Genomic DNA, 13,205 nt, shown 5'->3' on the forward strand with positions numbered 1-13,205 from the left:
GTGAAAGCCCGCTGGACGGCGGGCTTCCGTGGTCGGCACCAGAGGCCGGCCGGTCGCCGGGACCCGTTTCGCGCCCGCCTCACGTCCGGGCAAGCGTCCGGGGCGACGGCGCGGCGTTCAGGTTGGCGCTTTCGCCGGCCAGGGACTTGGCCGGTTGGGCCTGCAGCGCCGCGGTCGTGGTCGAAGCCTTGGCCGGAGTCAGCGGCAGACTGCCCAACCGCTCGCGCGCCAACATGCCGATGGCCCAAGCCCGGATGCGCTCTTCATCGGAAGCGTTTCCGACGGATGCCGTGCGGCGCAGAGAGGTGTCGCTTGCGGCTTCCGTCGCAGGGGCGGCAGCGGCGCCGCGTCCGGTCGCGCTGCCTTGGACGACGGGGGCGGCCACGCTGGCGCCGGCGGCGGCCGCTGCGCCATCTGCGGGGGTCTCGACCGGCGGGGCGGCCGTCTCAGGCGTGTTGGTCGATGAGGCGGCGGCTGGCGCCGCCTCGGTCCCGGCATCGGCTGCCGGGGCAAGGTCGTCAAGCACGGCCTTGGAGAAGTCGAAGGTCACGCCGCCGCTTTCGGCAGGCGGGGTTGCGGGGGGCGGCGTCGGCTGCGTGGATTGTGCCGCGGCGGGCTTGGTCACCGCGCCGGAACCACCCACCCCCAACAGCGAGCCGGTCGCGTTCAGAATGGAACCTAGTAGCATTTTTGCGTCTCCTTTTTCCTGGACCTCCCCAGAATAAATGAGCTGCATCAAGGGTTCATTAAGACTCTACCGGGTATTTTAGCGACTCCGTGCCACGCCCTGCGCAACGAAAAACGCCCGCGGCCGATGGCCCGGGCGTCCGTTCGCTGCAAGAAGGCTGGCGCCTCAGCGGCGCAGACCCAGCTTGCCGATCAGGTCGGTGTAGCGGGCTTCTTCCTTGCGCTTCAGATAGTCCAGCAGCTTGCGGCGCTGCGCGACCAGCTTCAGCAGACCCCGACGCGAATGGTTGTCCTTCTTGTGGGTCTTGAAGTGCTCGGTCAGAGTGGCAATGCGCGAGGACAGGATCGCGACCTGGACCTCGGGCGAACCGGTGTCGCCTTTCTTGGTCGCGAATTCAGCCATCACGCGGTTCTTTTCTTCGACGGTGATCGACATCGGGGTCTCCTTCAATGTCAAAGGGTTATGGCTCCGGCCGGGATGTCGTCCAGCGCAGGCCCGTGGAGAGAACCGCCGGATTCGATCCGGCGGATGCGGGCGTATAGGCGGAATCCGCCGGAAAGAAAAGGTTTTTCTTGCCGTCGCCGGATCAGGCGCGCGGCTGCATCGCTGTCAGCGCGATGTCGCCCACCCGCAGGCCCTGCACGCCCAGCAACCGCCCGACCGCCAGCCCGTCCATGCGGATCAGGGTCGAGCCGTCGGCATGCAGGTCCAGCGTCACCTCGGGAACGGTGCCATCGCCCGGATCCTCGTAGCGCAGCTCCAGCCGGTCCTCGATCAGGTTGAAGTCGCCGATCACCGGCACATGTTCGCCCGGATCCTCCAGCGCCGGATCGGGGGCGCCCAGAACGAACAGATCCTCGCCCTCGCCGCCCTCGGCGAAATCGCCGGCGCCCGGCATCAGCGTGTCGTTGCCGGCACCGCCGTGCAGCCAGGCCGCATCGGGATGCGCCGAGCCGATCAGCAGGTCGTCGCCGTCGCCGCCGTCCAGATCGTCGGTGCCGCGACCGGCGACCAGCGTGTCGTTGCCGGCGTTGCCGGTGATCCAGTCGTCGCCGGCACCGCCGGTCAGGTAGTCGTCGCCCTCGCCGCCGAAAATGGTGTCGTCGCCGTCGCCGCCGTGGACGGTGTCGTTGCCGCCTTGCCCGGAGAGGTAGTCGTCGCCCGCGCCGCCCTCGATCGAGTCGTCGCCGCCCGGGCCGTAATCGCCGTCGCCATAGATCCAGTCGGTGCCGTCGCCGCCAAGCAGCGTGTCGTTGCCAAGGCCGCCATGCAGGTCGTCATTGCCGCCGTGGCCAGTCAGCAGGTCGTCGCCGTCGCCGCCCGCCAGCCAGTCCGCACCCTCGGTGCCCTCCGCGGTCAGCCCCTCGGGTCCATCCGGGTCGGAATCGGTCGGATCCGGGTTGTCCGGATCCTCTTCCTCGGGGTCGGGTCGGGTCATGGCGGTGACATCGACAGCCAAACCGACAAACAGCAGACTGATCAGGCTCCCCAAGAGCAACATGATGACACCATAAACGAATCGCACAACCTTTACGGGCACGATAGCCGCTGGCGCCTGACTGCGCATCCTGTTTGTTAAGAGAGGGTTAATACCGGTTTCGCGCGTGACTCCGAATTGCAACGCGGCCCGATGCCGGCCCCCTCAACCGAAGATGGAATACCTTGGACTCGGCGGCCGGCCTTTGGATTTAGGGGCGTCAGCCGTAGTCGCGGGCACCGAAGATCGCGCTGCCGACGCGGATATGGGTGGCGCCCTCGGCGATCGCGGTTTCGAAATCGGCGCTCATACCCATCGACAGGCCGGCGAGCCCGTTGCGGGCGGCGATCCCGCGCAGGGCGCGGAAATGCGGGACGGGGTCGGCGTCTTCGGGCGGGATGCACATCAGCCCCCGGATCGTCAGGTCCAGCGCTTGGCAATCGGCGACGAAAGCGTCGGCATCGCCGGGCAGGATGCCGGCCTTCTGCGGCTCGGCCCCGATGTTCACCTGCACGAAAAGCTGCGGGCAGGTGCCGCGCTGCTGGACCTGGCGCGCCAGTTTCTGGGCCAGCGACGGCCGGTCCAGGGTGTGGATGGCGTCGAAGAGCTCCAGCGCGGGCTTCAGCTTGTTGGTCTGCAACGGGCCGATCATGTGCAGCTCGACGCCCGGAAAGCGGTCGCGCCAGGCCGGCCATTTGGCGGCGGCCTCCTGCACGTAATTCTCGCCGAAGGTGCGGTGGCCCGCGTCCAGCACCGCCTCGACCCGGCCCTGCGGCTGCACCTTGCTGACGGCGATCAGCGTGACCGCGCCGGCTGCGCGGCCCGAGGCCGCCTCGGCCGCGGCGATGCGGCGCTTGATGTCATCCAGTCCCATGTCAGCATGATTCCCAAAAGAAAAGAGCGGGCGCAAGGCCCGCTCTTTCCGGTTCGTTGTTCTGACGGATCAGAACGAGAACTTGATGCCCATGTCGACGACGGTGTCGTCCAGGTAGTCGGTGTCGATGATGCCACCGGCCAGAACGGCGCCGCCGCCCAGGTCGTAGTCGGCACCGATGCCGAACGAGTCGTATTTCTCGGTGCCGCCGCCGAACAGGTCGAACTTGTCCTGACGCCAGAAGCCTTTCACGAGAACCGCGTCGGCTTGATACGAAGCGGCGAGACCAGCGGTGTATTTCCACTCGTCCAGACCGTCGAAACGGTCATCGTAGGACATATAGACACCTTTGACGGCGAAGTTGTTGAACTTGCCTTCGGCGCCCAGACCGATTTCGCTCGCATCGCCATGCTTGGCATAGGACAGAGCGGCCCACCAAGTGCTGCCGTCGTATTTGGCGGCCAGCGAGTAGGCGGTGTCGCCGGTATCGTCACCGTGAGCATTGGTGCCCGGGGTGGTGTACCACACGGTGTTCACGCCGTCCGAAGCCGAAGCATACAGCGAGATGTTGTTGACGGTGTATTCGTACAGGATGCTCGGACCCTGGTCGAGGTTCGCACCGTCACCGGTCAGATAGGTGATTTCTTCGATGTCGTTGGCGAACTGGCCTTCGGTGTAGCCGATTTCGTACAGGTCACCGATCGCAGCTTCCGAAGCCGAGACCACGTCGCCCATCGAGAGCTTGCCGTAGGTGCCCGAGATCCAGACGGCGCCAGCGGTACCGCGAGCGGCCGAACGGTAGGCGTTGGCGTTGTAGTTTTCCTGGTCGACGCGGAACGAACCACCGAACGACAGGCCAGCGTCCGATTCACCGGTCAGGGTAAATTTCACGCGGGCGCGGCTCGAGAACTGCGCGTCGTCGCCGTCATAGATCACACCCATGCGGCCGTCGCCCGACACGGCGACTTCGGCTGCAGCGACGCCGGCCGTCAGGACCAGGGCGCTGGTGGCGAAAAGAACCTTTTTCATGGTTTTCCCTCTTGTCTCTCTCGTGTGCCCCAGCCAGAAAACCGTCCGGGGTATGGATGTTGTGTCGCGCTTTACCCCTCGCATTGCAACGGGATCGCATCGGGTTAGCCCGTTTCGGGGTTGCTGTGATGCACATGGGCCACACCCGCGTTGCAGGCCCGGCGCGCCCGCCCGACGCGGCCGCTGAGCGCCCCGTTCCCGCCTTGCGCGCGCGAGCCATATGACCTTCGCGAAACGCCTGGCAAGCGATGCGGCCGGGTTCAGCCCTCTCTTGTGGCAAGGGGCGGAATTGCGCTATGGCTCGCGCAAGGACGATCCGGGGGACGACAAATGACCAGACGCGCCGCACGGCTGACCGCCGCCCTGCTTATCTCGGCCGGGCTTGCCGCATGTTCGGGCGGCGGCTCGGGCTCGGCCGGGTCCGCCGGCTCGGCCAGCTCCGGCATGGGCGGCGGCAACAGACCGACCCAGACCAGCCAGCCGCAGCAGCGATCGACGATCTGGGACCTGTTCTCGAATCGCCGCAACCCGAACGACACGGTGGCGGTGAACAAATATCTGTGGAACGCCAGCCTGGAAGTGCTGAACTTCCTGCCGATCCAGTCCATCGACCCGTTCACCGGCGTCATCGTCACCGGCTACGGCACGCCCCCGGGCGGCGGGCGGTCCTATCGCGCCACGGTCAACATCACCGACCCGGCGCTGGACGCCCGCGCGCTGAAGCTGTCGCTGCAGGGCGCCGGCGGCGCGGCGGTCGCCCCCGACACCGTGCGCGCGGTCGAGGACGCGATCCTGACCCGCGCCCGCCAGATGCGCGTGCGGGACGGCAAGCTTTAAGCCTTCTGGACCTGCATCGGGCAAGCGGCTAAACCCTGCGGGCAATCTGACGCCCGGAGGTTTCCATGCCCTATGATCCCGCAATCAGCGAGCCGCGCTGGCAAAAGGCGTGGGACGACGCGGAGACCTTCCGCGCGGTGCGGGACGAGCGGCCCAAGTATTACGTCCTGGAAATGTTCCCCTATCCCTCGGGGCGCATCCACATGGGCCATGTGCGCAACTACACGATGGGCGACGTGGTGGCGCGGTTCAAGCGCGCGCAGGGCTTTTCCGTGCTGCATCCGATGGGCTGGGACGCCTTCGGCATGCCGGCCGAGAACGCGGCGATGGAGCAGGGCGGCCATCCGCGCGACTGGACCTACGGCAATATCGCCACAATGCGCGGCCAGTTGAAGCCCTTGGGCCTGTCCATCGACTGGAGCCGTGAGTTCGCCACCTGCGACGACGCCTATGTCGCCCAGCAGCAGGCGCTGTTCCTGGACATGCTGGACGCCGGGTTGATCACCCGCAAGTCGGCGCAGGTGAACTGGGACCCGGTGGACATGACCGTGCTCGCCAACGAGCAGGTGATCGACGGCAAGGGCTGGCGGTCCGGCGCCACGGTCGAGCGCAAGGAGCTGACGCAGTGGTTCTTCAAGATCTCGGATTACTCGGACGAGTTGCTGGCGGCGCTGGACGGGCTGGAGGGCTGGCCGGAAAAGGTGCGGCTGATGCAGGCCAACTGGATCGGCAAGTCGCGCGGGCTGCAATTCCGGTTCCAGACGGTCGATCTGCCCGATTTCCCGCAGATCGAGGTCTATACCACCCGCCCCGACACGCTGATGGGCGCGAGCTTTGTCGCGCTGTCGCCCGACCATCCGCTGGTCAAGGCGCTGGCCGCCAAGGATGCCACGGTCGCCGCTTTCGTCGAGGAATGCCGCAAGATCGGCACCACCGAGGAGGCCATCGAGACCGCGCCGAAGCTGGGTTTCGACACCGGGCTGACGGTCCGCCACCCGCTGGACCCGGATTGGCAACTGCCGATCTGGATCGCGAATTTCGTGCTGATGGATTACGGCACCGGGGCGATCTTCGGCTCGCCGGCGCATGACGAGCGCGACCATGAGTTTGCGGTGAAATACGGCCTGCCGATCCGCGCCACCTTCGGCGAAAAGGATATGACGCTGGAACAGGCCGACGCGCTGGTCGCGAAAGCGCCCTATGTGCCGCTGAAATCCGAGACCGTGACCTATGTTCGCGGCTTCGCCGGCGCGGCCGACCAGACCGGCGAGGCGGCGGTGGACGCCGCTATCCAGCATGCCGAAGCCGCCGGCTATGGTGAGGGCGTGACGAAATTCCGCCTGCGTGACTGGGGCATCTCGCGCCAGCGCTATTGGGGCTGCCCGATCCCGGTGGTGCATTGCGAAAAATGCGGCACCGTGCCCGAGGCCAAGGCGAACCTGCCGGTGCTGCTGCCGCAGGACGTCAGCTTCGACGTGCCCGGCAACCCGCTGGACCGGCACCCGACCTGGCGCAACGCCACCTGCCCGCAATGCGGCGGCCCGGCCCGGCGCGAGACGGACACCATGGACACTTTCGTCGATTCGTCCTGGTATTACGCCCGCTTCACCTCGCCTCATGCCGCGGTGCCGACCGACCGGCCCGAGACCGACTACTGGATGAACGTCGACCAGTATATCGGCGGCATCGAACACGCGATCCTGCACCTGCTCTATTCGCGCTTCTTCGCCCGGGCCATGGTCAAGACCGGCCACCTGCCCGAAAGCGCCAAGGAGCCATTCGACGCGCTCTTCACCCAGGGCATGGTCACGCATGAGATCTACATGACCCGGGACGAGCGCGGCCGCCCGGTCTATCACCTGCCCGAGGATGTGAGAAAAATTCGGTTGACGAGCGATACGGAAATCGCCGTAGATCCTAAGTGTCTAAAAACTAAGACGTTCGGGGAGCTTTGGGCAAAAAATATCGCTTCTGAGAAGTTCGACGGCCTGACCTCTGATGACGATAAGCTCATGTTTGCTTACGATCATTTCATTGGCAGGGTCGAGATCATCCCCTCGGCCAAGATGTCGAAATCCAAGAAGAACGTCGTCGATCCGGTCAATATCGTCGCCAATTTCGGCGCCGATACCGCGCGCTGGTTCATGCTGTCCGACAGCCCGCCCGAGCGGGACGTGGAATGGACTGCCGCCGGGGCCGAGGCCGCGAACCGCTATCTCGCCCGGGTCTGGCGGCTGGCCGACGAGATGCCCGAGGGCGGCGACGACCCCGATCTCCTGCGCGCCGCGCATCGAGCCATCGACGAGGTGACGAAATCCATCGAGGGCTTCGCCTTCAACAAGGCCGTGGCCAAGCTTTACGAACTGGCCAATGTCATCGGCAAGTCCAAGGCCGGCGGCGACGGCCGGCGCGCGGCGCTGCGCATCCTGGCGCAACTGCTGGCGCCGATGGTGCCGCACCTGGCCGAAGAGGTCTGGCAGAAGGCCGGCGGGCAGGGCATGGTCGTGGACGCGGCCTGGCCAAAGGCGGACCCTGCGCTGCTGGTCTCGGACAGCGTGGTGCTGCCGATCCAGATCAACGGCAAGCGCCGGGCCGAGATCGAGGTGCCCAAGGACATGTCCAAGGAACAGATCGAGGCGCTGGTCATGGCCGACGAGACCGTGCTGCGCTTCATGGAGGGCGCGCCGGTCAAGAAGCTGATCGTGGTGCCGGGGCGGATCGTCAATGTCGTGGTCTAGGCGCAGCGTGATCCTGGCCGCGCTGGCGCTGGCCGCCTGCGGCTTTTCCCCGGTCTATGGACCCGACGGCGTGGGCGGCAAGCTTTTCGGCCAGGTCCGCACCGCCGATCCCAAGACCCCGGACGACTTCAGCTTTGCCGGCCGCATCGCCGAGCGGCTGGGGCCGGACAGCAACCCGCGCTTCGAGCTGGGCTATCGGTTGCGCATCGCCGTGGTGCCGCAGGCCATCACCCCGGACGAGATCACCACGCGCTATGCCCTGAACGGCAGCGCGGATTTCGTGCTGACCGAATCGGGTTCGGGCAAGGTGGTGACGCGGGGGCAGGTCAGCAGCTTCACCTCGTACTCCACCACCGGCACGACCATCGCTACCATGGCGGCGGAACAGGATGCGCATGAGCGGCTGGCGCGGATGCTGGCCGACCAGGTGGTGACGCGGCTGATGGCCGTGGACCCGGCAACGGTTCCATGATCCTGAAGGGCGCCGAGATCGGACGCTACCTGGCGCGGCCCGATCCGACGCGGCCGGCGCTGCTGGTCTATGGCCAGGACGCCATGCGCGTCGCGCTGAAGCGGGCCGAGGCGGTCAAGGCCCTGGTCGGCCCCGGCGCCGAGGAGGAGATGCGCCTGACCCGCATCCCCGGGGCCGATCTGCGCAAGGACCCGGCGGCGCTGTTGGACGCAGTGAAGGCGGTCGGCTTCTTTCCGGGCCAGCGCGTGGTGCTCGTCGATGACACGCCTGACGCGGCAGCGCCGGCGGTGGCCTCGGCGCTGGGGGAATGGCGCGCGGGCGATGCGGTGATCGTGGTGGCGGCGGGGGCCTTGGGGAAATCCTCGGCGCTGCGGAAGCTTTTCGAGCCGCATCCGGCGGCGGTGACCGCGCCGATCTATGACGATCCGCCCAGCGAGGACGAGATCGAGCGCTGGCTGCGCGACGCGGGCCTGCGCGAGGTGCCCCGCGACGCCATGCGCGACCTGATGGCGCTGTCGCGCGCGCTGGACCCCGGCGATTTCCGCCAGACGGTCGAGAAGATCGGGCTTTACAAGCATGGCGACACGAGCCCGCTGACCTCCTCCGAGATCGCGCTGCTGGCCCCCGCCACCATCGAGGCCGAGGTGGACGCGCTGATCGACAGCGTGGCCGAGGGCCGGGCGCGGGAATTCGCGCTGCTGATGCGCCGGATCGAGGGTCAAGGCACGGCGCCGGTGACGCTGTGCATCGCGGCTCTGCGGCATTTCCGGGCGCTGCATGCCGGCGCCTCGGACCCCGGTGGGCCGGGGGCGGGGTTTTCGCGGCTGCGGCCGCCGGTCTTTGGCCCGCGTCGGGACCGGATGATCCGGCAGGCGCAGGACTGGGGCATGCGGGCGCTGGAGGACGCGATCCACCAGTTGATCGAGACGGACCTGACGCTGCGGTCGTCCTCGCGCGCACCGGCCATGGCGGTGATGGAGCGGATGCTCTTGCGGCTGTGCATGATGCCGCGCGGCGGGCGCTGATGCAGGCGCTGGTCATCGGCGCCGGCCCGGCCGGGCTGATGGCGGCCGAAGTGCTGGCAGGCGGGGGCGCGCGGGTCGTGGTGGCCGAGGCCATGCCGACCCCGGCGAGAAAGTTCCTGATGGCGGGGAAGTCCGGGCTGAACCTGACGCGGGACGAGCCGTGGCCGGTGTTCGCGGCGCATTATGGGGGCTCTGCCCCCGGCCTTCGGCCTCCCCCGGAGTATTTGGAAAACGGAGAAATGGGACCCGAGGCGGTGATGGGCTGGGCGCGCGGCTTGGGCGTGGACCTGTTCACGGGTTCGACCGGGCGGGTGTTTCCGGTGGGCATGAAGGCCTCGCCGCTGCTGCGGGCCTGGCTGGCGCGGCTGTCGGGGCTGGGGGTCGAGTTTCGGATGCGCTGCCGCTGGCGCGGCTTCGACGGCGACGGCTGGCGCTTCGAGGTGCCGGGCGGGGTCGAGATGCTGCATCCGCGCGCGGTCGTGCTGGCGCTGGGTGGGGCGAGTTGGCCGCGGCTGGGCTCGGACGCGGCCTGGGTCCCCTGGCTGGCCGGGCGGGGCGTCGAGGTGGCGCCGTTCCGGCCGGCGAACATGGGGTTCCGCGTGCACTGGTCGGTGCCGATGGCGCGGCATTTCGGCCAAGCGGTCAAGGGCGTGGCGCTGCATGCCGGCGATGCGGTCAGCCGGGGCGAATGGGTGGTGACGGCGCAGGGCATCGAGGGCGGCGGGGTCTATGAGGTCTCGGCCGCGATGCGGGACGGGGCCGAGGCGCTGCTGGACCTGGCGCCCGACCTTGCCGCCGGAGAGCTGGCGCGGCGCTTCGCGGCGGCGCCGGCGAAGCTGTCGGTCGGCAACCGGCTGCGGCGGGTGCTGGGCGATCCCTTGCGCGCCGCCCTGCTGATGGAATGGGGCCAGCCGCTGCCGGCGGACCCGGCGCGGCTGGCCGCGCGCGCCAAGGCGCTGCGGCTGCGGCACGAGGGGCCTATGGACATCGAACGGGCGATTTCCTCGGCCGGGGGCATTGCCGGCGCCGGCCTGACCGAGGCGCTGGAGCTGCGCGCCCTGCCGGGCGTCTTTGCCGCCGGCGAGATGCTGGACTGGGAGGCGCCGACCGGGGGCTATCTGCTGACCGGCTGCCTTGCCACCGGTCGGCTGGCTGGGCGGGGTGCCGCCGCCTATCTGGCCGCGGCGCGCTGATAGGCGGGACGGACGCGCATCCGCTCCAGGTAGTCGGTCAGCCGATGTTCGACGATCGGAAAGCGCGCGGTCAGCGCCCAGGTCAGGCAATGCGCCAGGATGATGTCCGGCACCGTCATGCGGTCGCCCATCAGGAAGCCGTCCTCGGCCATGCGATGCGCCAGCGTCTTCTGGCTGCGCTCGAATTCCCAGCGCAGGGTGTTCTTGATCGCGGCGAGGCGCATCTCTTCGGGCAGCACGAAGCTGTGGCGCGCGGCCAGCCACAGCGCGGCGTCGAACTCGTCCAGGATGAACTGGGTCAGGCTGTCCTGGCGGGCGCGGTCCAATGTGCCGGCAGGGTGGGTCAGCGCGCCGTGGCGGTCGGCCAGATAGGTCAGGATCGCGGTCGAATCGGTGATCGGCGTGCCGTCCGCGATCAGCACCGGCACCTTGCCCGCCGGGTTGAACGGCTTCACCCCCTCGCCATGCGGGTTCACCGGGACATGCTCATAGGGCTGGTCCAGCTCCTCAAGCATCCAGAGCACCCGCAGGGCGCGGCTTCGCGCGGTTCCGATCACCTGATACATGACAGCCTTCTTCCGATCCTGGGGGCAGGCTAGCCGCCCGCCGCGATTCAGGCAATGAGCGCCATTGACGCCATCCCCACCCGGGCGCAGGAAGGGCGGACGGCCAGCCAGAAGAGGGTCCCATGTCCGCAAGCGCACGCGCGCCGCTGTTCACCTCGGTGCTGATCGGCGGCTCGATCATCCTGCTGATCAACTTCGCGCTGCGCGCCAGCTTCGGCGTGTTCCAGATCCCCATCGCGCAGGAATTCGGCTGGCCGCGGGCCGAGTTCAGCCTGGCCATCGCCATCCAGAACCTGGCCTGGGGCATCGGCCAGCCGATCTTCGGCGCGCTGGGGGAACGCTGGGGCGACCGCTGGTCGATCATCATCGGCGCCTTCCTGTATTCGGCCGGGCTGGTGCTGACCGCCTATGCGACCGACCCGCAAACCGTGCAGCTGCTGGAGATCATGGTCGGATTCGGCATCGCCGGCACCGGCTTCGGCGTCATCCTGGCCGTGATCGGCCGCGCCGCCAGCGACGAGAACCGCAGCCTGGCGCTGGGGATCGGCACCGCCGCCGGCTCGGCCGGACAGGTCTTCGGCGCGCCGCTGGCCGAGGCGCTGCTGATGCATTACCCGTGGCAGAGCGTGTTCATCATCTTCGGGGTGATCGTGCTGGCCTGCCTGTTCTTCCTGCCGCTGCTGGGCGGCGGCAAGCCCGCCAGCCGCAGCGAGCTGGAAGACAGCATGGGCACGGTGCTGAAGCGCGCCTTCACCGACCCGTCCTATCTGATGATCTTCGCCGGGTTCTTTTCCTGCGGCTATCAGCTGGCCTTCATCACCGCGCATTTCCCGGCCATGGTGACCGAGATGTGCGGCCCCATCGCACCGGGCGGCACGCTGGCCGCCATCGGCATCACCTCGACCTCGGCGCTGGGGGCGGCCGCGATCTCGCTGATCGGGCTGGCGAACATCGGCGGCGCCATCTTCGCGGGCTGGCTGGGCAAGCGCTATACCAAGAAATACCTGCTGGCCGGGATCTATACCCTGCGCACCATCGCCGCCGCCACCTTCATCCTGATGCCGATCACGCCAACCAGCGTCGTCGTCTTTTCGCTGGTCATGGGCGGGCTGTGGCTGGCGACGGTGCCGCTGACCTCGGGGCTGGTCGCCTATATCTACGGGCTGCGCTACATGGGCACGCTCTACGGCTTTGTGTTCCTGAGCCATCAGCTGGGGTCCTTCCTGGGCGTCTGGCTGGGCGGCAAGATGTACGACCTTTACGGCGACTATACCCTGGTCTGGTGGGTGGGCGTCGGCGTCGGCGCCTTCAGCGCCCTGATCCATCTGCCGGTGCGCGAGGCGCCGGCCCGGATGGCGGCGGCATGATTTTGTTTGACTGGTCAATCAACAAAAACTAGCCTCTCCGGTCAGGCGCGAAATGCGCCGCCACGAACAGGGAGAGTTCCATGATCCATCAAACCCTAGCCCGCGGTCTGCTGTCGGGCGTGACCGCCCTTGCGCTGCTGGCCCCTGCCGCCATGGCGCAGGACGCCGCGGAGATGCCGCAATGCCAGGTGCGCGAATTCGCCATGGGCCTGCGCTATCAGCAGCAGTCGGCCGAGGTGCGGGCGCTGCAATTGCAGGCCTATGCGCTGGCCCGCGCCAATCTGGAGGCCGCCATCGCCAAGGCGGAGGACCCGGCGAAGCTGGCCGTGGTCACCGACCTCGACGAGACCGCCATCGACAATACCCCGCTTCTGGTGCGCGACATGGAGGAATGCCACGTCTACGACACCTGGGACACCTGGGGCGACTGGGAACTGCACGGCAAGCCCAGCGTGATTCCCGGCGCCATGGAATTCTTCGACTTCGCCGACACGGCGGGGGTGGCGATCTATTACGTCTCGGACCGCTTCGGCGAGCCGGAAAACAAGGCCGCCACCATCGCCACGCTGAAGGAGCTGGGCTTCCCGCAGGTCTCGGACGACCACGTGCTGCTTTACGGCACGACCAAGGAAGAGCGCCGCGCCCTCGCCGCCAAGGATCACCAGATCGTGCTGCTTCTGGGCGATACGCTGGCGGATTTCGACAACGCCTTCCGCAAGGTCCCGACCGACGTGAAACGGGCCGAGGTCGACAAGAACGCCGCCCATTTCGGCGCCGACTGGATCGTGTTCCCCAATGCCACCTATGGCGACTGGAGCACCGCGCCCCTCGCCGCCTGGGATGCCAAGCTGAAGACCGAATGACCGGACAGGCCGGGGTCCTGCGCCCCGGCTTGCACTTTCCGGCGGCCTGACGCAGCTTCCGGGCCTGGCTGGAGGG

13 protein-coding genes are annotated in these 13,205 nt (G+C 67.8%); 7 read left to right on the top strand and 6 right to left on the bottom strand.

The annotated features are described in order from the left end of the window. Window positions 1–79: 79 nt before the first annotated feature. The 5 genes from JCM7685_RS15120 to JCM7685_RS15140 all read right to left on the bottom strand — a co-directional run bounded on the left by JCM7685_RS15120 (window position 80) and on the right by JCM7685_RS15140 (window position 4,068). Window positions 80–736: a hypothetical protein gene (locus tag JCM7685_RS15120; RefSeq protein WP_145981080.1), complete on the bottom strand. Its 657-nt coding sequence runs from the start codon at window positions 734–736 to the stop codon at window positions 80–82. Window positions 737–853: 117 nt separating this feature from the next. Next, window positions 854–1,123 (bottom strand): 30S ribosomal protein S15, encoded by a 270-nt coding sequence (rpsO, locus tag JCM7685_RS15125; protein ID WP_074968297.1) that lies wholly within the window; start codon window positions 1,121–1,123, stop codon window positions 854–856. Window positions 1,124–1,274: 151 nt separating this feature from the next. Continuing rightward, window positions 1,275–2,126, bottom strand: a complete 852-nt coding sequence (locus JCM7685_RS15130; RefSeq protein WP_231964656.1) for a calcium-binding protein — start codon at window positions 2,124–2,126, stop codon at window positions 1,275–1,277. Window positions 2,127–2,385: 259 nt separating this feature from the next. After that, a complete protein-coding gene (locus tag JCM7685_RS15135; protein ID WP_074968295.1) occupies window positions 2,386–3,039 on the bottom strand; it encodes a YggS family pyridoxal phosphate-dependent enzyme in 654 nt (217 codons plus the stop codon). Window positions 3,040–3,108: 69 nt separating this feature from the next. Beyond that, entirely contained in the window at window positions 3,109–4,068 is a 960-nt protein-coding gene (locus JCM7685_RS15140) for a porin (protein ID WP_074968293.1), read from the bottom strand. Window positions 4,069–4,398: 330 nt separating this feature from the next. Between JCM7685_RS15140 and JCM7685_RS15145 the strand changes: the two genes are divergently transcribed. The 5 genes from JCM7685_RS15145 to JCM7685_RS15165 all read left to right on the top strand — a co-directional run bounded on the left by JCM7685_RS15145 (window position 4,399) and on the right by JCM7685_RS15165 (window position 10,333). Next, window positions 4,399–4,905, top strand: a complete 507-nt coding sequence (locus JCM7685_RS15145) for a DUF3576 domain-containing protein (RefSeq protein ID WP_074968291.1) — start codon at window positions 4,399–4,401, stop codon at window positions 4,903–4,905. Between the two features lie 65 nt (window positions 4,906–4,970). Then, window positions 4,971–7,643 carry a leucine--tRNA ligase gene (leuS, locus tag JCM7685_RS15150; RefSeq protein ID WP_074968289.1) on the top strand — a complete coding sequence of 891 codons (2,673 nt, stop codon included), beginning with the start codon at window positions 4,971–4,973 and terminating at the stop codon, window positions 7,641–7,643. After that, window positions 7,630–8,115, top strand: coding sequence for an LPS assembly lipoprotein LptE (lptE, locus tag JCM7685_RS15155; protein ID WP_074968287.1), 486 nt, complete (start codon window positions 7,630–7,632; stop codon window positions 8,113–8,115). The genes leuS and lptE overlap by 14 nt, the downstream gene beginning before the upstream one ends. Further along, window positions 8,112–9,140, top strand: a complete 1,029-nt coding sequence (gene holA, locus JCM7685_RS15160) for a DNA polymerase III subunit delta (protein WP_074968285.1) — start codon at window positions 8,112–8,114, stop codon at window positions 9,138–9,140. Before lptE ends, holA begins: the two co-directional genes overlap by 4 nt. Beyond that, window positions 9,140–10,333: a TIGR03862 family flavoprotein gene (locus JCM7685_RS15165; RefSeq protein WP_074968332.1), complete on the top strand. Its 1,194-nt coding sequence runs from the start codon at window positions 9,140–9,142 to the stop codon at window positions 10,331–10,333. The genes holA and JCM7685_RS15165 overlap by 1 nt, the downstream gene beginning before the upstream one ends. Here the strand turns inward: JCM7685_RS15165 and JCM7685_RS15170 are convergent. Next, entirely contained in the window at window positions 10,312–10,899 is a 588-nt protein-coding gene (locus JCM7685_RS15170) for a glutathione S-transferase family protein (RefSeq protein WP_074968283.1), read from the bottom strand. The genes JCM7685_RS15165 and JCM7685_RS15170 overlap by 22 nt on opposite strands. A gap of 122 nt (window positions 10,900–11,021) precedes the next feature. On the opposite strand from JCM7685_RS15170, the gene JCM7685_RS15175 reads away from it, so the two are divergent. Next, on the top strand, window positions 11,022–12,266 hold the full coding sequence (locus tag JCM7685_RS15175; protein WP_074968281.1) for an MFS transporter: 1,245 nt from the start codon (window positions 11,022–11,024) through the stop codon (window positions 12,264–12,266). Between the two features lie 80 nt (window positions 12,267–12,346). Then, window positions 12,347–13,129: a 5'-nucleotidase, lipoprotein e(P4) family gene (locus tag JCM7685_RS15180; protein WP_074968279.1), complete on the top strand. Its 783-nt coding sequence runs from the start codon at window positions 12,347–12,349 to the stop codon at window positions 13,127–13,129. Window positions 13,130–13,205 lie beyond the last annotated feature (76 nt).

The organism is Paracoccus aminovorans (assembly GCF_900005615.1).
Taxonomy (GTDB): domain Bacteria; phylum Pseudomonadota; class Alphaproteobacteria; order Rhodobacterales; family Rhodobacteraceae; genus Paracoccus; species Paracoccus aminovorans.